Raw genomic sequence first — 20,009 nt, forward strand, 5'->3', positions numbered from 1 at the left:
AGCCTAATGGACATAGCCTAATGGTCGTCTTTTAATAATACTCACGTATTTTTTATAGCCAAAGCAGTTAATAATTGATACAAAAACCGCTTGCCCTGAGCCTATCGAACGTGCTCTACCCCATTTCGTTAAGCTCATCACAAATGGAAATGTACCATTGTTATAATTCTGCCACTATGCGTTAACTATAGAGGAAATTGAATTATGAAACAACAAACACAGACCACGCATGATAGTTTATCAAATCAAGCTAACATCAATCTATCTAACCCAATGCCACCTCATTTTGACATCATTATCGTTGGAGCAGGACCTGCAGGCTTAAGTTTTGCCAAAGCCATCGCACAGACAGGTTTACAAATTGCAATTGTCGAAAAAGCTTCTGAAGACAGCCTTGCTAATCCACCTTATGATGGACGTGAAATCGCTTTAACCCACGCCTCCAAAGATCTCATGCAACAACTGGATATTTGGCAAAAAATTCCTAATGACGAAAAACATATTTTAAAAGATGCCAGTGTGTATGATGGTAACTCAACTTATCATCTATACTTTGGCAAACCAAAAAGTGTCAGAGGACTTGCCATTGAAGGGTTAGGCTATTTGGTATCTAATCACTTGATTCGCAAAGCTTGCTATGAAGCGACCAAAGTCTGTGACAATATCACTTTACAGTGTGACAGCGGTGTCAAAAATGTGCAGACAGCGTCACGCTTCGTTACGGTAACATTAGATAACTTGCAGACAATCACTGCCAATATGCTTATCGTAGCAGATAGTCGCTTCTCACAAACTCGTCGCCAATTAGGTATCACAGCAGATAGCCATGATTTTGGACGAAGTATGATTGTGTGTCGTATGTCACACACCCAGTCTAATCAGCACAGAGCCGTTGAATCATTCTACTATGGGGTAACAGTGGCATTATTACCGATGACTGAGCAGATGACCAACTGCGTGATTACGGTAAAAAATGAACAAGCTGAGTATTTATTGGGCTTATCACCCACTGCCTTCGCCAAAGAAATTGAGGGTTACATTGACGGTAGCCTTGGCGAAATGCGATTAATCAGTAGTCAACATCGCTATCCATTAGTGGGGGTGCATGCCAATCGTTTTTATGCCAATCGCAGTGCAGTTATCGGTGATGCCGCAGTGGGTATGCATCCTGTCACAGCTCATGGATTCAATTTGGGTCTGCATAGTGTTGAAGTATTATCTAAACTTATCAAACAAGCTGTAGCCAACCAATCTGATATCGCCTCACCCGAGCTATTAGCAAAATATCAACGCCAACATATGTTATTGACTCGCCCAATGTATCACGGTACGAATGCAATGGTGACATTATTCACCACAGAAAACAAACCAGCCAAGGCAATTCGTTCATTGGTATTGCGGGTTAGCAATAATTTACCACCGTTAAAATCTTTGATTACTAAACAGTTGACAGGCTAATACCGTTAAGACAAATATGCTGTCAAAGCATTGTTCCAACAGCCTTATCTATCGCCTTATAGACAACCAAAAAAGCAGCTCAGCTCTTTCGTGGTTGTCTATTTAGCCACATCATCTGAATAGGGACATGCCCTAGTAGCATGGCATAATCACAATGGAGTATTTTTTAAATCATTGATAATTGTCATAATGGGGAAACTTTATAAAATTACAATTTCATACGATTCTAAGGAAAATCTCCATGAGCGTTGCTACCTTTAACCCCCAAAACCAAACCAATTTAGACACCCAATCACCCAAATCAACATGCTGTGGCGGTGGTACTTGTGGATGTGCAGGTGGTGACAAACAAACACACGAACATCACCATCATGAACATACTCATAACCATGACCATCATGATGAATTTGATGATGGCATTCGTATCATGCCAACCTCAGATGACCTCAAACGCCCCCACAGCGAAAAAGAACTCATCGAAGAGGCACTAGCTGAGGCGAAACGCCCCGATAATCTAATCGCCAGTAGTCGCCAACAAATCCCCAATATCAGCGTCAATGGCGTGGTCATCGACCCCACCGCCATCGCCCAAGAAGTGCAATATCACCCAGCCAACAGCCAAGACGAGGCGTTATTTTTATCCGCCCAAGCCCTGGTCATCCGAGAACTCCTCAAGCAAGCCGTGTATGCCGACCCCACATTGGGCGAATCCGCTTGGCAAGCCGATGAAGAAACCGCCATCAGCGACTTGATTGATAAAAACGTCCAACCCACCATACCTAATGAAGGTAGCTGTCGCCAGTTATTCGATAGCAACCCACAACGCTACGTCACTCCACCGCTGTTGACGGTACGCCATATTTTATTGGCTTCGCCACCCGATGCAGGAGAAGAACGTATCGAGCTAAAAAAACAGGCGACAAACCTAATTGAAACCCTGCAAAACAGCCAAAATCGGGACGCTGACTTTATCCAATTCGCCCAACAATACTCATTGTGTCCCTCAAAAGACAACGGCGGTGATTTGGGCGAAATCGTCAAAGGTGAAACCGTTCCAGAGTTCGAGCAAGCGGTGTTTGGTTTGCCTGTCGGCGTGTCGGTCAATCCCATCGAAACTCGCTATGGCGTGCATATTGTTGAGGTGTTAAGCCGTGAAGACGGTCAAGCCTTGAGTTTTGCGCAAGCCATGCCGATGATTGCCAATGAATTGACCCAACAATCGTTTCATCATGGTTTGACGGACTTTTTGTTCAAACTTAGCCATAATGCTGATATTCAAGGCATGAATTTGCAAATGAATGAAGAAAATGTGTATCGTGGGTGACAAAAGTTTTAAAAAACCCACAGCTTGTAGGGTGGGTTAGTCGTATTTTTTGGCGTAACCCACCAGACTAAATGATTGATTTTATGATTAAATTGGTGGGTAACGCTTTGCTAACCCGCCCTACTTATTTGAATGTATTAGAGATGAAGTATGATATCCGTCCAAGATTTAAAATCCGCCATTACCGAACGTTGCCAACAATATTTAGCCGAACATCCGCTCAATCAGCGAGCGACCCAAACGCTACCACTATTGCAAGCCAAAAATCATATTTTGGCACAAGACATCACCGCCAGTTTTGACATTCCACGCCAAAACCTATCCGCAATGGACGGTTATGCCTTTGCCAAGGGTAGCGAGCTTGCCGAACACACCGCTCTGACTATCGTGGGTGAATCGGTCGCAGGCAAGGCATTTGACGGTGCATTGCAAGCAGGGCAAGGCGTGCGGATTTTTACAGGGGCGGTCGTGCCGAGCGATTGCGACACCGTGGTGATGCAGGAGAATACCAATTTTAACGATATTAAAGATAGCATTGATAAAACCCAGCGCTATGCCATTACGCTAACTAAAACCGCCACAGTCAGCTCAAATATCCGCTATCAAGGCGAAGAAGTGCAAACAGGCGAAACCGTCCTAACCATTGGCAAACGCCTGAATCCCACTGATATCAGCCTATTGGCAAATCTAGGCGTGGCTCAAGTGTCGGTATTTGCCCCTTTGACCGTGGGTATCATCGCCACGGGGGATGAGTTGGTACAAATCGGCGAGCCACTCACCCATTTGGCAAAGATTTACAATTCCAATACCCCAACGCTGAAATCCTTGCTCAATGAATTACCCATTATTATCAAAGATTATGGCATTGTTGCCGACACGCTTGAGGCGACTCGAAACACGGTACAGCAAGCAATTAGCGAATGTGATCTGATTATCTCAACTGCAGGGGTATCGGTGGGCGATTATGACTTTTTAACCACGGTGATTGATGATTTGGGGCAAATTAACCATTATAAAGTGGCGATGAAACCCGGAAAGCCGTTTGTGTTTGGAGAGTTTAAAAAAGCCGAAAAAACCGTTTTGTATTTTGGTTTACCCGGAAATCCGTTATCGACGGTGGTCGGTTGTTTGCAGTTTGTCAAACCTGCGTTATGGCGACTGTCAGCGGTCAATAAAATGGATCTGCCAAAGCCATTACGGTTACAAGCCAAAACCACCCATAACATCAAAAAAGCGGTTGGCAGACAGGATTATCAACGAGCGATTGTTGCCCAAGACGATGAGGGGAATTTAAGCGTCACGCCCTTATCCGCTCAAGATTCGCACCGTATCAAGCAGTTAAGCCAAGCGAATTGTTTGTTGGTATTACCGCAAGACAATGCAGGGGTGACGGCAGGTGAATGGGTGACGATTGAGCCTTTTAGTTGGAACTTTCAATAATTTTAATTTTTAAAACTGTTAAAAATACACTACATTGGTGAAATGATTTTGGATATCAATAAATTTTCCATCTTTCAAAACAATAGTAGGTGGGAAAAAATTGATATCCTTAAATTCATTAATAGCTTCATCTATAGAGATAATTTCAGGATTTCTAAATTTGAAAAAACTTAACTCTCTTAAATGCTCATGAAATATCTCATCAACGAATTTAAATTTATTAATTTCTTTTTGGTCAAAGTCATCAGAATTTTCTAAATAATTTACAAAATCCGAAAACAAAGTTTCTATAATGGCATATTGTGCATTATCAATATATTGGAGTTTTTCCATTCTGACTACATCACTCCAGTCATCATAGGTAAATAAAAAACCTTGTGAACTCTGTTGTAACATATTGTCGTAATTTTTACCAAGCATAAGCTCTTTTACTGATTGAAAAGTATTAAGCATTTCTGACTTAATCAAAGGATGTAATTTTTTCATAGTTGTTGGTTTTTGGCTTGATAATTAATGATTAGATTATACAAAATTCCTTTAAATCTTAATACCGTCTTTATCTGTACCGCTAAAGTAGTAGTTTGCGTTACTAATGGTGAATGGTATTCTTACTAAAAACTTGTTACAGTAAAATTTCAGCCATTACCGAGGCAACGCCTAAAGCTCACCATGAAAACCATCACCACCCACCCAATGCCTGTAGGCTCAAGCCCTACCGCTCATCGTTATGCCCCCAAATCAACGCTGGTGGACGGTTTTCATAGACAACTCAATTACTTACGCCTGTCAGTCACCGATTTTTGTAACTTCCGCTGTGACTATTGTTTGCCAAACGGCTATACCGCCAACGGTGGCAAACGCCCCGATAATGAACTTTCCCTGAATGAAATCAATACCTTAGTACAAGGCTTCGCCGAATTGGGTACAAGCAAAATCCGCTTAACAGGCGGTGAGCCGTCCATTCGCTCTGACCTTACCGATATCATCGCTTTGACCAAAAGTCACGGCATTGCCACGGTGGCGGTGAGTTCTAACGGCTATAAACTCGGCAAACACCTATCCGCTTGGCACACCGCAGGGCTAAACCAGCTTAATCTTAGCATTGATAGCTTTGACCCCATGCTGTTTAAACAAATCACAGGCTTTGATATGTTGCCGACTTTATTAGGTGATATTGATACACTACTCGACAGCACCGATATTCGCCTAAAAATCAATGGCATACTCAAAGCCGATACCGCTTTTGACAATTTATTATCCGCCCTAGACTATGCCAAAACTCGCCCTGTGACCTACCGCTTTATTGAGTTTATGCAGACTTCGGACAATGGCAAGCTGTTTTTTGCTGAGCATACCAATGTCAGCCGAATCCGTGATTATCTACTGGAGCGTGGCTGGGTGGCACAGGTGCGAGCCAGTGATGCAGGACCTGCGACCGAGTATCGCCATGACGATTATGTCGGCAAAATCGGCATTATCGAGCCGTATGCCACGCATTTTTGTGATTCGTGCAATCGCTTGCGAGTGAGCAGTCAAGGCAAGGTGCATTTGTGTTTGTTTGATAAGGCAAGCTATGATGTGCGTGAGTTTTTGGCGAGTGGCGATGTGACTGGGCTAAAAAGAGCGGTGCAAAATCTAATGCCGATTAAGCCAGAACATCACCATTTACATGAACAAAATAGTGGGTTGATGAATAATCTTTCTATGATTGGTGGTTAAAAGGTTTTAAAGGTTTGTAGATTCGTAGGGTGCGTTTTACGCACCGTTTACCCACCGAAATTCTTTAAAAAAACATGGGTGAATTGACGATTTGTACTATGTTGAAAATATGCGAGAATGGCATTTAAGCGAAATTTAGCCCCTTTGATAAAATGAGAACCTAAATGCCCAATTCAATCCAGTTACCACAGTTTATCGGCACACTCACCGAAGTACGAGCAGGCAAAGCCGACTTATTTACTCGTGAAAAATTGAGTGCGATTAACAAATATCCCATTAAAGAACCTGTAGCGGTCAATTACATGGGATTGCTGACAGACGAGCAAGCCGACCGCAAACATCATGGCGGACACCTAAAAGCCCTACATCAAATGTCCACCGTCACTTATGCCAAAATCAACGCCCAATTTGACCTAAACGTCAGCATTGGCGCATTGGGCGAAAACTTGACCGTGACGACAGACGGTGAGCCAATGTCTGAGGCTAATGTTTGTATTGGTGACGTCTATTTATTTGGAGAAATAGGACGCTATGGCGATGATGATAACAACAGCGTCAAGCTAAAAATCGTGCAACCACGCCGACCTTGTTACAAGATTGACGACCAAGTTCAGCAGTATGGCGTTGCCTCATTTTTGACGGATATCGGTGGGGCTGGGTGGTATTTTAAAGTGGTGCAAGACGGTGAGCTGATACAAGGTTTGTCTGTGTATTTGGTAGAACGCCCCTATCCCTTTGCCGACCTTGCTACGCTGTGGCAGCTGGCTAACCAAAAAGGCAATCTTGATAGCGAAACAGTCGATAAATGGCTTGCGATTGATTGTTTAGAAGATAGTTGGAAAAAAGTACTTGCCAAAAAACGCTTGTCGAGCGGCTAACACCAAATCCAAAAAAAAGACAGGGCGTAAGCCTTACACCCCTACAGCTAACAACAAGGAACTCAAAATGACGAAACCTGCCAAACCTTTTATCCCGCTAAATATCGCTGTACTCACCGTATCCGACACACGCACGCTAGACGAAGATACCTCTGGTAAATACCTAGCCGATAGCCTAGTCGAGGCAGGTCACACCCTTGCCGAACGTGCCTTAACGACAGACTGTATTTACCAAATCCGTGCCATGGTCAGCAAATGGATAGCCGACCCCAATGTCCATGCAGTCATCACCACAGGCGGTACAGGGTTTTATGTCCGTGACAGTATGCCAGAGGCGGTGTCGCCTTTGTTTGATAAAGAAGTACAGGGCTTTGGCGAAATGTTCCGTGCCTTGTCAAAAGACGAAATCGGTATGTCCACGCTCCAATCTCGTGCGGTGGCAGGTATGGCGAATAATACAGCGATTTTCTGTTTGCCAGGGTCAACTGGTGCGTGTCGCACTGGTTGGGAAGGGATTTTAAAAGAGCAACTCGACAACCGCACTCGTCCGTGTAACTTTGTACCGCATCTAATGCGTGTCAACCCAACACATGATTGATTTGGCAGGAATTGTGATTTTGGCAGGGGGCGAATCTACTCGAATGGGTTCGCCAAAAGCCCTGTTAACATTGCCAAACGGTGAAACCTTGCTAGAGTGGCATATCGATCATGCTAAATCTTTAAGTACGCAATTAAGGCATGAAACAAATTTAAAAGTGCCAGTGATGATAGCGGATAATGGCAAAAATTTTTATCACCCAAGCTATTTGGAAAAAGGCAAAGTAATTGTGATTGCTGACGAATTGCCAAGCGATGACAACGGTAAAGGAGCAGGGGCATTATCTGCGATTGCCAATGCAATGTTGCAAGTGGTTTATCCTGAAGATTATTTAATGGTGATTAGCTGTGATTGTTTGATTGGTGCAAATCAGCTTTATCATCAGTTGTTTGATAGAGCAACTAATAAACATGAAGATGTTATTTATCTAAAGGGTGAAAAAGATTACCCACTATTAGGGCTATATCGCACTGATTTATTGCTTGAGCTTTATGACTATTTAGATAAGGGCAATCGGTCGGTGATGAAGTTTTTGGTGGATAAAACGGTAAAAATGGTTGAGTTGCCAGATCCTTGGGTAAACTTGGCGAATTTTAACACGAAAGATAAGTTTGAATTGGCTTTACAAAAATTAGAGAATTAAAAAATGACAAATCATTTAACCCATTTAGATGCAAACGGCGATATCGCAATGGTCGATGTATCCGCCAAAACCGCCACCACACGTACCGCCACCGCCACAGGGCAAGTCATATTCCCTGCCGACATCTACACCGCCATCAAAAACGCAGACGGCATGACAAAAAAAGGCTCAATCACCCAAACCGCCTACATCGCAGGTGTCATGGGAGCAAAAAGCACCTCAGACCTGATTCCCTTATGCCACCCACTGCCACTTGATAGCGTAAAAATGAGCTTTGACTATGGCGACAGCGACCACGCCATCACCGTGACCGCCACCGCCAAAGTCACTCACAAAACAGGCGTAGAAATGGAGGCTTTAACCGCTGTGTCAGTCGCCTGCCTTACTATCTACGACATGACAAAAGCCATTTCGCACGACATTATTATCAGCGATATCAAACTATTAACCAAAACTGGGGGGAAGTCAGACTATGCCAACCAATAATGTGCAAACTAATGATACGCCAACCAATAAGCAAATTGAGGTTTTATACTTTGCTAGTCTTGCCGAACAAGCAGGTAAGGACGAAGAACGACTAAGTTTTGACGGTGATAGCTTGGTCGCCTTGTATCAGCAATTAACCGAGCGTTACAACTTTCGCCTTGCTCAACACAAAATTGCCGTGGCGATAAACCATGAAATTACCGATTGGGATACCCCCATTCAACAGGGCGATATTGTCGCTTTTATTCCGCCTGTGGCAGGGGGGTAGGTTTAATTTGGACAAACCCTACCCCAACCCTCCCCTGATAAGGGGGAGTTAGAGGGTGTCTAATAGATTAAAAATTGACATTGTCTATTTATTCCACCTAAAAATAACCTAGAGAACACCATGAGTTCATTACATAAAGGTTCATCCATTATCAGTATTAGCGAAAATGAAGCCTACGACATCGCTATCCAACAAGGCTTTGCCCTACTCGATAAACCCATTAACGATAGACGACTAAAACTCGCCCTACTCAATGATCAAAGCGGTGCATTAGCCACCTTTGAGGGTTGGGTACGCAACCATAATAACGCTCGCCCAGTCACCAAGCTGACCTATTACGGCTACGAAAAACTGGCAATTAACCAAGGTGAAAAACTTATCACACAAGCCAAACAGCAGTTTGACATCATCAATGCGGTGGCGATTCATCGGATTGGTGACTTGGCAATCGGTGACATGGCGGTATGGATTGGCGTGACGGCTCACCACCGCTACCCTGCGTTTGATGCGTGCCGTTGGTTACTCGATGCCATCAAAGCGGATATCCCTGTGTGGAAACAGGAATTTTATGCCGACAGTGAAGAAAGTTTGTGGTTGAGTAATAATGGTTAGAAAGGATAAATAAAAAAGATGCCCACCGCTATTTTAAGTGTTTTATTCTTTTTATCCGCTTTGTTATATTCATCCGTTGGGCATGGCGGTGCATCTAGCTATTTGGCGGTCATGGGAATTGTCGGCGTCGAGCCTGCGATGATGAAACCGACGGCATTGTGCTTAAATATCCTCGTGTCTGCAATTGCGTTTTGGCGGTTTTATAGTGGCAAAAATTTTTCGTGGCAGATTTTTTTACCACTAGCGGTGACTGCTGTACCAATGGCATTTATTGGCGGTATGACCCATTTGCCAAGCTACTTTTACAAGCCGATTGTGGGGGCAGTATTGGTATTCTCTGCCCTTTATTCGTTCAAATCTGCCAAAGTTTTAACCGCTGACCATTCGATAAAACCTGTGTCACAGTGGCTGTTGGCTGTGGTCGGTTCGATACTCGGTTTGTTGTCAGGTTTGACAGGTGTGGGCGGTGGTGTGTTTTTGAGTCCGATTTTGTTGTTTAGCAACTGGGCAAGCCCAAAAGTAGTGGCAGGAATTGCCTCGGCATTTATTTTGGTTAATTCGATGTCTGGGCTGTTGGGATTGCTGATGACAGGCGGTAAGCTCCCATGCGAATTACCGATTTGGTTGGCGGTGGCATTGGTGGGTGGCTTTGTCGGAGCGACTTATGGCAGTAAACGCCTTGCCGACCCAATGCTCAATAAATTACTGGCGGTAGTGTTGCTCATTGCAGGAGTAAAGATGTTTGGTATTTTTGAATACATGGCGAATTACTTTTGGTAAAAAGCACAAATTAACACACTTTATCACTGACGTATTTGGTTTATATGTCTTATGATAAGACGATTCGGTTCGCTCTTTAGCGAGGATACATATGTCACTTAAAGACTGAACTATACTTGGATTGTCGGAGACCTAAAACTCTGAGACAATACCCTTATGAAAAGCAAACAATACAGGGCAGAAGTTAAGACACGAGCCGTCGAATTACTGATTGAATCACAAAAAGATTATCCCTCACTGTGGGCGTCCATCCAAGCCATAGCGCCTGAGCAGCATGCTGCGCAAGGGCTGCACGCCCGAAACTCTACGCTCATGGCATAAAAAGCACCTAGACCAGCAAAATCCTGTTATCGTCACTACTCAAAGCCAAGCCACTCGCATTGCAGAGCTTGAAAGAGAGATTAAGGAGCTTAAACAAGCCAACGAAATCATTCGAAAGGCAGCCGGTTTTGCTGTGTATCCATATGAGCGGATTTGACCATTAGCTCACAGCGATTGTGGTGCTGTTTTCGCTTGCTCATGCCTCGCTTTAGCCAGTCATAGTAGCCTGATAGGCTGACTTCAAATACGGTCGCCATACGTTGTATGCAGTATTTCAATCGATTCTCTTGCATAAAGGCGTACTTGGCTATTGATACTCGAGCATAGTGTAAATACCCCAAACTTAAAACAACATCAAATTAGAAACATTAAGCCACCTGTTTAAACTCAGCAGGTGTCATATCATTTAGTGAATCATAGGGTCGTTCATGGTAAGCCCCATGTGAAATATCAATCCAACGTTTGACGATATCTTAACATTGCAACTGTACCAACAATTATGAGTATCGCAACCAATGCAAAAAACTCATTCGCTAATAAATTTAAGGTGGTACCTTTTAGCATAATACCCCGAACAATGCGTAGAAAGTGGGTCAAAGGTAGGATCTCCCCTATATATTGAGCCCATCTAGGCATACCTTGAAACGGAAACATAAAACCAGACAATAGCATCGAAGGTAAAAAGAAAAAGAAAGTGAGCTGCATTGCTTGCATTTGTGATTTTGCAATTGTACTAAAAGTAAAACCTATCGCTAAATTCGTTAATATAAACAACCCTACGCCCAGTGCAAATGAAGAGCCAGAACCAACAAATGGCACATGAAATAACATATCACTTGCGAGTAAAATAATGATAGTTTGCACTAGACCCATCAGCACATAGGGTGTGATTTTACCAATCATTACTTCCAGTGGTTTACTGGGCATTGCCAGTAAATTTTCCATCGTGCCTCGCTCCGCCTCACGAGTCATGGCGATGCTAGTAATCATGACCATCGTCATCGTCAAAATCACTCCCAGCAATCCTGGCACAATGTTAAATTGACTGATGCCTTCTGGGTTATATTTATTATGCACCACCACATTGATAGAACTAGGTTTGGATTTTAAGTAGTTTAACGAACCTGTTTGAATATCTGCTAATGTTCGCTCTACAATCGGACTAATTTGAGCCACTGCCATTGCTGCTGCTGCAGGATCAGTCGCATCGGCTTCTAATAATAAGCTCGGTTTTTCGCCTCTCACCCAAGCCTTGCTAAATCCTAATGGAATGGTTAAAACAAAGTTCACTTTTCCTGATTGTAATAAGCTGCTAGTGTCTTGTAATGGGGCAGTGCCTCGATAAGCATTTAAAGTATTTACATCAGCGACGACATCAAAGTAATCCGACTGAGCCATATTGCTAATAATACTACGGGTGATTTCAGTATTTTCCTGTAAATAAATAGCGGTTGGTAAATGCTTGGGATGGTTGTTAATGACGAATCCGAATAGTATGAGTTGCATGATAGGTATCATTAACAGCATAGCAAAGGTAAGCCTATCCCGCTTCATTTGAATCAATTCTTTGATTAAAATGGCTTGAATACGACTAAATGACAATCTGTGCGACCTATGGGTATAATGAGCCATTAGCGACTATCCCCACCCGTTTGCTTTTCTAACGCAATAAACGCATCTTCAAGTGTTGGGGTCACTGTTTGCCAATGAATGACAGATTGCCCTCTTGATTGCAAAATTTGATTTAATGCGACAAAGTCTTGTTGCATGGCTTGGCTATTATGCCCACTGACTTTGATTTTATCAGCATAAAAACTGGCTTCTTCGATACTAGGCAGTGCTTCAATTTCTGACAGTAAACTTCGAATATTATTTTCTGTAGGACTTTCAGGCTGGGTTGACTGCATTTCGGGTGTGTAATTGTTCGTGGTTTCAAATGAAATCAGACCCGATTGTTGAATAATCTCATTGACCGTACCTTGAGTAATTAGCTTGCCATATGCCAAATACACAATATGGTCGCAGCGTTCTGCCTCATCCATATAATGGGTCGAGACCAATACTGTCAGTCCTTGCTCGCTTAAACGGTGGATTTGTTGCCAGAAGTCTCGTCGAGCTTGCGGGTCAACGCCCGCAGTTGGTTCATCAAGCAGCAGTAATTTAGGCTCATGCATGGTCACCGCTGCTAGTGACAATCTTTGTTTCCAGCCGCCTGATAAACTACCCGCCAGTTGATTTTGGCGTTTTTCTAACCCTAACTCAGCTAAGGTTTTTTCTACGATTTGTTTGCGATTTGGTAATTCATACAACCTTGCAACAAAATCTAAATTCTCTTTAATGGTCAAATCTTCCCAAAAGCTAAATTTCTGGGTCATATAGCCTGTCAAGTTTTTGATTTCACGAGATTGTTTGACCACATCAAAGCCCAGACAACTCCCCTCTCCGGATGTCGGTTCTAATAATCCACATAGCATACGAATTGTCGTGGTTTTACCCGAACCATTAGGTCCTAAAAATCCCCATACTGACCCTATAGGCTGTGCAATTGATACATTGTCTACAGCGACTTTGTCACCAAACTTCTTGCATAAATTTTTGACATCAATCGCTAACCCTTGGGCTTGGTTAATCATTGATAAAGGCTCTATCTTGCTATTAGAAGCTGAATAGGTAGAGGGTGCCATAAGATTTATATCCTTCATTTTTATTCGAGGATGACTTGTACAGGCTGACCAACTTGCAAATTGGGCGTATCTCCTGTGGAATTAAGTACCCCTTCCACTCGAAAGGTGAGTTTGTCAGCGTTTTCATTGCTGTAGATAACAGGCGGTGTGTAACTTGCTTGTGGACTTATATAGTTAATGGTAGCGTTTGACAGGGTTTGTTGACTTGCAATGGACTGTATCTTCACTACCTGTCCAACTTTTAGCGTTGATAATTTATCTTGGGGTATATAAAAGATAATTTTGCGACTGGACTTGGGCAGAAGTTGGACAATTGGTTGACCCTGAGTCACGTATTCACCTGTATGATAATATACTTGGATAACTTCGCCAGCCAATTCGCTGTCCACATTCAGTTGGCTTAAATCATATTGAGCTTTTTCTAACGCCGCTTTAGCCGCTTTACTGGTGGCAATTGAAGCATTTTGGGTCTGCTGTCTAGCAGGTAGGTTGGCTGCACGGATTTGTGCTTGTATGCTATCAACCGCCGCTTGTGCTGTTCTAACTTGGGTTACCATTTCATCGACTTGGACTTGTGCTACTGCATCTGAGCGTTGCAGCATTTGATATCGCTCGAGCGTTTGTTTAGCAAGCAATAATTGAGCTTGAGCGGCTTTAAACTGAGCTTGCAAACTGGCGATTTCCTCAGGTCTAGCACCAGTGGTCAGATTTTGGCTTTGGGCAATTTGAGATTGTAGTTGAGCATCGGCTTGATTGACGGCAAATTGTTCAGCATCACTGCGATAGTTAAATGCCAATTGTCCACGATGGAGGGTATCACCAAGATTGACGGTAACAGACTTTAACCACCCACTGCGAGGAGCAACTAGATAGCGATAATCGCCTTCGATATAGCCAACAGTGCTATGTGTCGCTGAAATTTTTTTGGTATCAAAAACATGACTAATTTGCTCACAGCCTATCAAAGAGAAAGCCATTATCGTCAGTGCAGCGGTAGAGAGAAATTTTTGCATTGAGAGACCAAGCTCCTTACTTATTATCATTCTTACCATCATTTAATTTTAAAAGTACTGAAAGGCACAAGTCATTAAAGCTAATTGGTTTTAAAATAAATGAGTAAATAAAAGCTTTACTCTTTTTCATGTTGCTTGCTAGGTATTTGTCACCAGCATCAACTTTATTTAGCTACTGTCAGATAATTTATTAACATCTTTTGGTGGATCTGCAATAATGCTTGAATTCTTGCCCTATCCGCTTGTTTATCTTCACCAAAAAATAATACTTGCATTAATACGCTTAAAATAAACGGTGATATGATAATTTGAGCAGTAATTATAGGCTCAGGCACATTCAGCAACTTTTTTTGATGGGCTTTTTCCAAAAATAACGCCAGTTGGGACAAAGCGACATCGATGATATTTTGCTTATAATGTTGCACAATGACAGGAAAATTTTGGCTATCCCCTATCATAATTTTAATTAATTTAGGCAACTGAGTATCAACTAATATGTAGATAATTTCATCAAACAAACCACTCAAGATTTTTTCAATGGACTGCTCAGACTCATCGAAATCTTGTAAATGTTGAGTAAGTTTGTGAACACTGCTTAAAGCCAGGCGTTCGATTAATGCTAAAAATATGGATTCTTTATTCTCAAAATATAGATATAACGTGCCTTTCGACAGCCCCGCTTGTTTAGCAATATCTTCTAAACGGGTCGCATGGAAGCCTTTTTGAAAAAATATTTCGATGGCAGCATCGAGTAACTTTTCACGACGTTGGGCTTTTTCAAACTCTGTGGTAGCTCGCTGTTTTATCATTTAATTATCATCTTGACTTTTACTAATGTATTTATCAGTATTATATCATTAAATAACTTACCAGTCAGTAATTTATTTTGCAAGTTTATTATTGCTTGAAACGAGGTTTTAATGATATCCAATTTAGTGATGTATGCCGAAAAAAACGGAAGAAAATATTTGGTAAACTAACAACCTAAACAGGAGTTTACCATGACTAAGAAAAGAGTAGAATACAGCGAAAGTTTCAAAGCCGAAGCCATCACCAAAGTTAAAGAAAATGATGATAATGTCAGCCTAACTGCAAAAGAACTTGGCATACCCATGCAAACCTTAGCGAAATGGCAAAAAAGTTTATTCCGTATTTGACAACAGAGGTCACTACACCCCCGACATGAATATTGTAAAGCCATCATTAAAATCTTGTTAAATTCATCAATGAATGAAAATCTCGTTATCTGTTATTTCCATATTGAAATTGACTGTTTGAATTACTGTTCACTGACAAACCATTGAGCAAAATTTAGCTGACTGATAGAATGAAATTAAATATAACAATAAATAGAGATAAAAATTATGCAAATCGTTCGCGGACAAAGACTTAAATTATCAGATGTATTAGGTAACCAATTAACCTTCAACTTAGAAATAACAATACCCGCTACTTTATCCCTTGACGTTGCACTGTTTGGTTTGGATAGCCAAAGTAAACTTAGCAATGAAGACTACATGATTTTTTATAACCAACCAAAAAGTCCTTGTGGCAGTCTTGAGCTTAAGCAAAATGATAGCCAAAAAGTCAGTTTCGGCACTAATTTAGGCAGTTTAAACCCACAAATTGAACGACTGGTCTTGACCCTAACGGTTGATGGCACTCAAACCATGTCACAACTGCCCACCACGGTCATCAACCTACAAAATCAACAGCAAACTGTAACAAGCTTTCAGCTTGATGGCAGTATGTTTAATCAAGAAAAAGCTTTACTAGCACTCGAGTTATATAAAAAAGATCATATTTGGCGTATGAGTGCGGTAGGTCAAGGATTTAACGGCGGATTAGCAGCTTTGATTGAGTATTTCGGTGGCGAAGTCGCTAGTAATAATCAACCTGATAATCTAATTAGCCAAAGTGCAACTGACAATCCTGTCAATTTAAAAAAAGTGATTTTAACTAAGTCAAATAGCTCTATCAATTTAAAGAAGAAAGATGGCTTTGGCAAAATTTCAATTAATTTGAATTGGAATCGCGATAGATTGAAAAAAGTTTCTAACCTAGGTATTGATCTAGATTTGGGTGCGTTTATTGCCTTAAAAGATGGCGGTAGGGACTGTATTCAAGCAGTAGGCGGTCAATTTGGCGCTTTTAATGATTACCCTTATTTGGTTTTACGCAACGATGACCGAAGTGGTCAAACCAAGGATGGTGAGTGGATTGATATCAATGGGAAGCATTGGGATAAAGTTGAAGAAGTATTGATTTATGCCTTTATTTATAGTGGTATCCCGCATTGGCAAGAAACGGATGCAATCGTCACCATACAAATTGAAGGACAACAATCTATTGAAACTCAATTAACCGAAGGCAATAATCAACTTGGGATGTGTGCCATTGCTCGATTAACTAATGAGAACGGTGCAATAAAGGTCGAAAGAATCAACCGTTACTTTAACTCCCATCAATCGATGGATAATGCCTTCGATTGGGGCTTTTCATGGGTAAGGGGATGTAAGTAATTCAAGTTATTAAGTTAAATGCAAAATTTAATCCCCTGTATAAACGGTGCCAGATAGAAACTAAATCACTGTACTTTAATTCAACTTGACACAGTTTTTTGAACGCCATCCTATACAATTGTCTATATTTTTAGTGTTGCGAAATTAGCCTTTTTGCTTGATTGGCTTTAAAGTACTCAGCTATTTCAGGCAAAAACACACGACGTCCTTCCTCTGCTTTTACATAGCTTTGTTCCAATTGAGCCCCATGCTTGAGCATCAGATCGACAGCATAAGCATTATCTTTTTCAACAGCTAGCATGAAGGGTGTATAGCCTTTTATTGGATACTGAGCTGTATTTTGATTTGGATCGGCACCATATTGTCAAAGTAACTCAAAAATCTCGTAGGCATCGCAAACCTTCTTGTCTCCAAGAGAGATTCGCTTCACCTCCTCAAACAATACCTTTCTAGGGTCATGGCTTGGTAGGCTCTGGAGTTGCTTATAAATTTCAATATCGCTACCACCGTTAGAATGACGTCTAATCGAATCTGCAAGATATTTATCATTTGCTTGCTCAACTTTATGACCATTCAATAGGCCGATCCCACCTAAATTTTGGTAAAGCATAGAAATACCATAAAGACCTGTAATATTAGGATTAGCCCCATTTTCCAATAAGAGTTTTACGAGTTTTGGTAGATTTTCCTCAACAGCGAGGTTTAAGGGGCAAGTTTGCTTTTTCGCTGTACGCTTATTTAAAAGCTCTTTATCAAAACCACATTTGAATACATATTGGATGAATGCGTATGTTTCATCGGATTTAGCTGTAATGTGGTTTAATGCCAATAGCACAATACTGTCGTTATTTGAAGTTAAAGCATTTATGTGGGCACCAGCTTCAATGAGCTTTATAGCCGTAGAAAAATCTCCAATAGCTACAAAGTAGTGAAGTTGACGCCATTTACGTCTTTGTTCAATATCAATATAAATGTTTGCATTCACTTTTTTAAAGTCAGGGCTAATATCCATAGCAACTGCAAGGCTACTGATCTTTGGAATTAATTTTTTAATTTCCGTACCTTTGTCGCTAAAAGTATCGGCAGTGAAATATTTAAAGAATCCAACCAAGGTTGCCTCTTTTTCCCATTCTTCAAAAACAAAGTCAGTTTTAAAGCGGTCAGGGCGCTCGATTGGATCAAAGATTCCAACTTTAAGGTCAAATAGGATCGCTAAATTTGAAATCTTTCTAATGAGTTTATTTTGGCTCTCCACGAGTGATGCAATGCAAAGCATCTCATTTAATAGTAGTTCTAAATAACGTATATCACGATATAACAAACCATCTAAGCACAGTTCATATTCATTAAGTGCTTCCTTAAATTGATATTGATATACCAAATTAACTGCTTTAGCCCAATGAATGTAAGGTGCTAAATGTTGTACTTCTTTATGCTTTTTGAGGTAACCATCTATTTGATCTAACATATGTAGATTTAAAGCATAAGGGTTATCAATGCCTTGAGCTCTCGGGCGTAGATGGTTAGGTAAATCATCTTGTAGAACTCGATTAATATGGTTGTTTTCAAAAAATACAGGTGTTAAAGGTTGATACGATAAGGGTAATTCGGCAAGAAAGGCATAATGAGTTGAAATGCTTGCAATAGCAGTAGCTCTATAAGTTAATTGAAAAACTTCATTAGGTTTGATTGAAGTCTTATGTACCAATCTGTTGTGAGAGTGAGCCAAAAACTGAATAAAGTCTCCTTGTTGTAGTGAGAACCCATATTTAATTTTTAAGCTTTGTAGTAAGCGTGTGAAACACAACAGCTCATAATGTGTCTGCGATGCTTCAGTATTGGTCAAAGATAGGCGTTTTAAGGTCGACGGCGTAGGCAAGGCATCTTTACGTCCAAACTTACTAATATAATTTTTATCTTCGAGGGTTAAATAATCACTTTTTAAATATTCAGCAAAGCTTTGGTCAGTATCTTTAAGATAAGCTAAGCTTTCTTGAATAAAATTCTTACCTTTCCAATGCTGGATAAAACCCATTTGGGATATACAAAATTGTATAAGCTCGCATAAAGCAGGTACTAAGTAATTTGACCATACAGCCCTACGTATCGCATCAACATCCATAATTGCTGTTAAGCGAGCATGTAATAGCATTGAATTATAGCGGTCTAACACATTGCGTTTAAGCAATGTTGTGAACTGTAAATCTGTACGTTCTGAAAACTCTTTTGGGCACAATTGATTTAAAAATAAGTCTACATCATAGTGTGAAGTGAAAAGATCGTTTGCTGAGGCATCTAAGTACTTTGAGTTCATCTCTGGTTTTTTTGAGGGTATCTCTGAGAGTTGGTTCTTGGTATCCATGTGACTAAATAAATCACGAACAATTTCTATAGTTGTTGGAAAGGTATTCTTTGGCATTGTAAAGCTCTGCGTATATCTGTCTTAAAGTTTAAATAGGCTTTTCGGTCACTAGGTGTGTCTGGTATCGTAATCTTTTGTATTTGATTTACAACCAAAAAATCATGTTTTTTGCCAGGTCTAAAAGATGCAATACCATCCTTAATAAGTTGCCGAATAAATTTGTTCAGTTCTTTGTCATTACTGTACTTTTTCATCGGTAATCAGATTAAGGGGATTGCTCCCCTTAATAATTACTTGGCATTACCGCGACCACTACCTGATGGGCGACCTGTTGTACTTGGCCAGTTACCACCAGGACCGGGATGAGATGACGGTGGGCGATTATATTGGATGTGCATGAGAAGAATCCTTCGTGTTCATAGCGAAATTGCTATGAATCAAAGAATATAGAAATGTAGTTATTTTCTCTTCTGAGAGAATGGATTTTAATTTTTATTGAACCGCCCCGACTATGTCGAAGTCTGATTTACTTGAGTCAGGCAGCAATACCTGACAGGATTAAATTATCATATAGTGAAAACTGAATTATATCGAACAGGGTCGTTCGTGGTAGGCCTGTCGAACCATAACGACCGTTACCCTTAGACAAGCTCAGGGCAAACGGTGCTTACTATAATTTAGGATTGACTATAATACCGCTTTTCAAACTCAAAGGGTGACACATTTTAGTTAACAATCCTTTGAAATGACACAGCGTTTCAAATACTATCCTATCAAACTACCTCCCAAACCCTCTGAATTTAGGTTGATTCGTTTTTTCTTTTTTCTGTTTATCCCACGTATTAATAACCTGAATTCGACATAAGAAAGGATAAAAAAAAGAAGTCCAACATGCTAAAGT

The 20,009-nt window shown here is 41.0% G+C and carries 19 protein-coding genes and 3 pseudogenes; 14 read left to right on the plus strand and 8 right to left on the minus strand.

Features of this window, described 5'->3' with window-relative positions; genetic code table 11:
* The first annotated feature begins 204 nt into the window (after positions 1-204).
* The 3 genes from ubiM to glp all read left to right on the plus strand — a co-directional run bounded on the left by ubiM (position 205) and on the right by glp (position 4,222).
* Positions 205-1,458 (plus strand): 5-demethoxyubiquinol-8 5-hydroxylase UbiM, encoded by a 1,254-nt coding sequence (gene ubiM / locus RT422_RS10045; RefSeq protein WP_313422111.1) that lies wholly within the window; start codon positions 205-207, stop codon positions 1,456-1,458.
* Positions 1,459-1,885: 427 nt separating this feature from the next.
* Positions 1,886-2,782 carry a peptidylprolyl isomerase gene (locus RT422_RS10050; protein ID WP_313422126.1) on the plus strand — a complete coding sequence of 299 codons (897 nt, stop codon included), beginning with the start codon at positions 1,886-1,888 and terminating at the stop codon, positions 2,780-2,782.
* A 150-nt stretch (positions 2,783-2,932) separates the two neighbouring features.
* Complete coding sequence (gene glp / locus RT422_RS10055; RefSeq protein WP_313422112.1) at positions 2,933-4,222, plus strand: gephyrin-like molybdotransferase Glp; 1,290 nt, start codon at positions 2,933-2,935, stop codon at positions 4,220-4,222.
* Positions 4,223-4,240: 18 nt separating this feature from the next.
* Here glp and RT422_RS10060 read toward each other — a convergent pair whose 3' ends face one another.
* Positions 4,241-4,708: a hypothetical protein gene (locus RT422_RS10060; protein ID WP_203172801.1), complete on the minus strand. Its 468-nt coding sequence runs from the start codon at positions 4,706-4,708 to the stop codon at positions 4,241-4,243.
* Positions 4,709-4,915: 207 nt separating this feature from the next.
* On the opposite strand from RT422_RS10060, the gene moaA reads away from it, so the two are divergent.
* The 9 genes and pseudogenes from moaA to RT422_RS10105 all read left to right on the plus strand — a co-directional run.
* Positions 4,916-5,941, plus strand: a complete 1,026-nt coding sequence (moaA, locus tag RT422_RS10065; protein ID WP_227522811.1) for a GTP 3',8-cyclase MoaA — start codon at positions 4,916-4,918, stop codon at positions 5,939-5,941.
* A gap of 164 nt (positions 5,942-6,105) precedes the next feature.
* Positions 6,106-6,819 carry an MOSC domain-containing protein gene (locus RT422_RS10070; RefSeq protein ID WP_060995907.1) on the plus strand — a complete coding sequence of 238 codons (714 nt, stop codon included), beginning with the start codon at positions 6,106-6,108 and terminating at the stop codon, positions 6,817-6,819.
* A 67-nt stretch (positions 6,820-6,886) separates the two neighbouring features.
* The gene (gene moaB, locus RT422_RS10075) at positions 6,887-7,417 is read left to right on the plus strand and encodes a molybdenum cofactor biosynthesis protein B (RefSeq protein WP_128681807.1); all 531 of its coding nucleotides are present in this window, start codon (positions 6,887-6,889) and stop codon (positions 7,415-7,417) included.
* Positions 7,395-8,060: a molybdenum cofactor guanylyltransferase gene (locus tag RT422_RS10080; RefSeq protein WP_227522709.1), complete on the plus strand. Its 666-nt coding sequence runs from the start codon at positions 7,395-7,397 to the stop codon at positions 8,058-8,060. The genes moaB and RT422_RS10080 overlap by 23 nt, the downstream gene beginning before the upstream one ends.
* Before the next feature lie 3 nt (positions 8,061-8,063).
* Positions 8,064-8,546 (plus strand): cyclic pyranopterin monophosphate synthase MoaC, encoded by a 483-nt coding sequence (gene moaC / locus RT422_RS10085; RefSeq protein WP_313422113.1) that lies wholly within the window; start codon positions 8,064-8,066, stop codon positions 8,544-8,546.
* Positions 8,533-8,814, plus strand: a complete 282-nt coding sequence (gene moaD / locus RT422_RS10090) for a molybdopterin converting factor subunit 1 (RefSeq protein WP_284035141.1) — start codon at positions 8,533-8,535, stop codon at positions 8,812-8,814. Before moaC ends, moaD begins: the two co-directional genes overlap by 14 nt.
* Before the next feature lie 120 nt (positions 8,815-8,934).
* Positions 8,935-9,426: a molybdenum cofactor biosynthesis protein MoaE gene (locus RT422_RS10095; protein ID WP_100271303.1), complete on the plus strand. Its 492-nt coding sequence runs from the start codon at positions 8,935-8,937 to the stop codon at positions 9,424-9,426.
* A gap of 18 nt (positions 9,427-9,444) precedes the next feature.
* Positions 9,445-10,206 carry a sulfite exporter TauE/SafE family protein gene (locus tag RT422_RS10100; RefSeq protein ID WP_313422114.1) on the plus strand — a complete coding sequence of 254 codons (762 nt, stop codon included), beginning with the start codon at positions 9,445-9,447 and terminating at the stop codon, positions 10,204-10,206.
* Between the two features lie 156 nt (positions 10,207-10,362).
* Positions 10,363-10,657: pseudogene (locus tag RT422_RS10105) on the plus strand (transposase); the annotation flags it as partial.
* Here the strand turns inward: RT422_RS10105 and RT422_RS10110 are convergent.
* From RT422_RS10110 to RT422_RS10130, 5 genes and pseudogenes are all read right to left on the minus strand, one after another.
* Positions 10,653-10,841: pseudogene (locus RT422_RS10110) on the minus strand (IS3 family transposase); the annotation flags it as partial. The pseudogenes RT422_RS10105 and RT422_RS10110 sit on opposite strands and share 5 nt — an antisense overlap.
* Positions 10,842-10,977: 136 nt before the next feature.
* A complete protein-coding gene (locus tag RT422_RS10115; RefSeq protein WP_284035142.1) occupies positions 10,978-12,159 on the minus strand; it encodes an ABC transporter permease in 1,182 nt (393 codons plus the stop codon).
* A complete protein-coding gene (locus RT422_RS10120) occupies positions 12,159-13,211 on the minus strand; it encodes an ABC transporter ATP-binding protein (RefSeq protein ID WP_284035143.1) in 1,053 nt (350 codons plus the stop codon). Before RT422_RS10120 ends, RT422_RS10115 begins: the two co-directional genes overlap by 1 nt.
* A 20-nt stretch (positions 13,212-13,231) precedes the next feature.
* Positions 13,232-14,224 (minus strand): HlyD family efflux transporter periplasmic adaptor subunit, encoded by a 993-nt coding sequence (locus RT422_RS10125; RefSeq protein ID WP_284035144.1) that lies wholly within the window; start codon positions 14,222-14,224, stop codon positions 13,232-13,234.
* 164 nt (positions 14,225-14,388) lie between these two features.
* Positions 14,389-15,033 (minus strand): TetR/AcrR family transcriptional regulator, encoded by a 645-nt coding sequence (locus RT422_RS10130; RefSeq protein ID WP_284035145.1) that lies wholly within the window; start codon positions 15,031-15,033, stop codon positions 14,389-14,391.
* A 192-nt stretch (positions 15,034-15,225) separates the two neighbouring features.
* On the opposite strand from RT422_RS10130, the pseudogene RT422_RS10135 reads away from it, so the two are divergent.
* Both RT422_RS10135 and RT422_RS10140 read left to right on the plus strand, forming a co-directional pair.
* Positions 15,226-15,375 (plus strand): annotated as a pseudogene (locus RT422_RS10135) (transposase); the annotation flags it as partial.
* Positions 15,376-15,588: 213 nt separating this feature from the next.
* A complete protein-coding gene (locus tag RT422_RS10140; RefSeq protein WP_284035146.1) occupies positions 15,589-16,746 on the plus strand; it encodes a TerD family protein in 1,158 nt (385 codons plus the stop codon).
* A 130-nt stretch (positions 16,747-16,876) separates the two neighbouring features.
* On the opposite strand, the gene RT422_RS10145 is transcribed toward RT422_RS10140, so the two are convergent.
* On the minus strand, positions 16,877-17,068 hold the full coding sequence (locus tag RT422_RS10145; RefSeq protein ID WP_336619887.1) for an ankyrin repeat domain-containing protein: 192 nt from the start codon (positions 17,066-17,068) through the stop codon (positions 16,877-16,879).
* A gap of 42 nt (positions 17,069-17,110) precedes the next feature.
* Positions 17,111-19,165 (minus strand): ankyrin repeat domain-containing protein, encoded by a 2,055-nt coding sequence (locus tag RT422_RS10150; RefSeq protein WP_284035148.1) that lies wholly within the window; start codon positions 19,163-19,165, stop codon positions 17,111-17,113.
* Positions 19,166-20,009: the final 844 nt, after the last annotated feature.

This window comes from Moraxella sp. CTOTU49803 (genome assembly GCF_032097965.1).
Taxonomy (GTDB): domain Bacteria; phylum Pseudomonadota; class Gammaproteobacteria; order Pseudomonadales; family Moraxellaceae; genus Faucicola; species Faucicola tetraodonis.

Excerpts from the sequence above, each read along its gene's own strand:
- RT422_RS10095 (WP_100271303.1), top strand. The coding sequence starts at position 8,935 with ATGAGTTCATTACATAAAGGTTCATCCATTATCAGTATTAGCGAAAAT.
- RT422_RS10060 (WP_203172801.1), bottom strand. The coding sequence starts at position 4,708 with ATGAAAAAATTACATCCTTTGATTAAGTCAGAAATGCTTAATACTTTT.
- glp (WP_313422112.1), top strand. The coding sequence starts at position 2,933 with ATGATATCCGTCCAAGATTTAAAATCCGCCATTACCGAACGTTGCCAA.
- moaA (WP_227522811.1), top strand. The coding sequence starts at position 4,916 with ATGCCTGTAGGCTCAAGCCCTACCGCTCATCGTTATGCCCCCAAATCA.
- ubiM (WP_313422111.1), top strand. The coding sequence starts at position 205 with ATGAAACAACAAACACAGACCACGCATGATAGTTTATCAAATCAAGCT.
- moaB (WP_128681807.1), top strand. The coding sequence starts at position 6,887 with ATGACGAAACCTGCCAAACCTTTTATCCCGCTAAATATCGCTGTACTC.
- RT422_RS10150 (WP_284035148.1), bottom strand. The coding sequence starts at position 19,165 with ATGCCAAAGAATACCTTTCCAACAACTATAGAAATTGTTCGTGATTTA.
- RT422_RS10070 (WP_060995907.1), top strand. The coding sequence starts at position 6,106 with ATGCCCAATTCAATCCAGTTACCACAGTTTATCGGCACACTCACCGAA.
- RT422_RS10120 (WP_284035143.1), bottom strand. The coding sequence starts at position 13,211 with ATGGCACCCTCTACCTATTCAGCTTCTAATAGCAAGATAGAGCCTTTA.
- moaC (WP_313422113.1), top strand. The coding sequence starts at position 8,064 with ATGACAAATCATTTAACCCATTTAGATGCAAACGGCGATATCGCAATG.
- RT422_RS10050 (WP_313422126.1), top strand. The coding sequence starts at position 1,886 with ATGCCAACCTCAGATGACCTCAAACGCCCCCACAGCGAAAAAGAACTC.
- RT422_RS10115 (WP_284035142.1), bottom strand. The coding sequence starts at position 12,159 with ATGGCTCATTATACCCATAGGTCGCACAGATTGTCATTTAGTCGTATT.
- RT422_RS10140 (WP_284035146.1), top strand. The coding sequence starts at position 15,589 with ATGCAAATCGTTCGCGGACAAAGACTTAAATTATCAGATGTATTAGGT.
- RT422_RS10130 (WP_284035145.1), bottom strand. The coding sequence starts at position 15,033 with ATGATAAAACAGCGAGCTACCACAGAGTTTGAAAAAGCCCAACGTCGT.
- RT422_RS10100 (WP_313422114.1), top strand. The coding sequence starts at position 9,445 with ATGCCCACCGCTATTTTAAGTGTTTTATTCTTTTTATCCGCTTTGTTA.
- moaD (WP_284035141.1), top strand. The coding sequence starts at position 8,533 with ATGCCAACCAATAATGTGCAAACTAATGATACGCCAACCAATAAGCAA.
- RT422_RS10125 (WP_284035144.1), bottom strand. The coding sequence starts at position 14,224 with ATGCAAAAATTTCTCTCTACCGCTGCACTGACGATAATGGCTTTCTCT.